Below are 1,177 nucleotides of genomic sequence, written 5' to 3'. Positions count from 1 at the left end.
GACCCGGGTCGCGGCGGCCGGGTCGTACTGCGGCCCGCCCGGGGGTGGCGGCAGCACCTGGGTGTGGTCCTCGGCGCCCGGAGTGCCCGGCAGCGAACCGGGGACGGCGCCCGGGACGCCGGCCGCGGTGCCGGGGACGGTGGTCGGCTGCGGGTCCGGCAGCAGCAGGGCGCCGACCGCCAGCGCCTCGTCCACCGCGGCCGGCGAGGCGTGCACGCCCACCCCGGCGGCGACCACCCGCAGGGCGCGGGCCAGCGAGGTGGCGCTCGGCCGCTGGGCCGGGTCCTTGCGCAGGCAGCGCTCGATCACCGTCCAGAGCGGCTCGGGCATGGTGCTGGGCCGCTGCGGCTCCTGGGCCAGGTGGGCCTGGAGGACCGCCAGCGCGGACTCGCCCTGGAACGGCTGGCGGCCGGTGACCAGCTCGTACAGCATGATCCCGGCGCCGTAGACGTCCACCGCGGAGGTCTGCGGACGGCCCTCGGCGGACTCCGGCGCGACGTACGCGGGGGTGCCGACGAACTCGTGGGTGCGGGTGACGCCCGGGGAGTCGGCGAGCCGGGCGATGCCGAAGTCGGTCAGCATCGGGTGCATCTGCTCGATGCCGTCCACGACGGTGGAGGCGAGCAGCACGTTGGCCGGCTTGAGGTCGCGGTGGACGATCCCGTCCTCGTGGCTGGCCGCCAGCGCGTCCGCGACCTGGGCCATCAGCAGGGCGCCCGCGATCGGGCTGAACGGACCGTTGGCGCGCAGGTAGCGGGCCAGGTCGGGGCCCTCCACCAGGTCCATCACCAGGGCCAGCAGCTCGCCCTCGACGACCAGGTCGCGGACCCGGACGATGTTGGGGTGGGTCAGCCGCAGCAGCAGCGAGCGCTCGCGCAGGAAGCGCATGACCACGTCCGGGTCGGCCGCCAGCTCCTCGCGCAGCACCTTGATCGCCACCTGCTGCCCGGGCTCGCTGCCCGGCACCTGGGCGTCCGGGCGCACCAGACCGCGCCAGACGGTCCCGGTCGCGCCCCGCCCCAGGGTCTCATCGAGCAGATACTTGCTGCCGACTGGCCGCACCTTGTCGTACTCCTCGCCGTGCCGCCCGCGCGGGGCACTCCTCCGCAGGTGCGGTGAGCCTGCCGGGCCCGTGTTTGCGGCCACTCTAACGGTCTCCGTTCTGCTTTTCGGGGTG

Annotated in this window: 1 protein-coding gene; it reads right to left on the bottom strand. The window is 75.4% G+C overall.

Going from position 1 to position 1,177, the window contains the following annotated elements; genetic code table 11:
• A partial coding sequence (locus tag J0670_RS38370) for a serine/threonine-protein kinase (protein WP_207817392.1) occupies positions 1–1,062 on the bottom strand: 1,062 nt, incomplete at its 3' end.
• Positions 1,063–1,177: the final 115 nt, after the last annotated feature.

It is taken from the genome of Streptomyces sp. FH025 (assembly GCF_017427025.1).
Classification (GTDB): domain Bacteria; phylum Actinomycetota; class Actinomycetes; order Streptomycetales; family Streptomycetaceae; genus Kitasatospora.
Note: the sequence above shows the minus strand (reverse complement) of the source record. Positions and strands in the feature narration are given on the sequence as shown.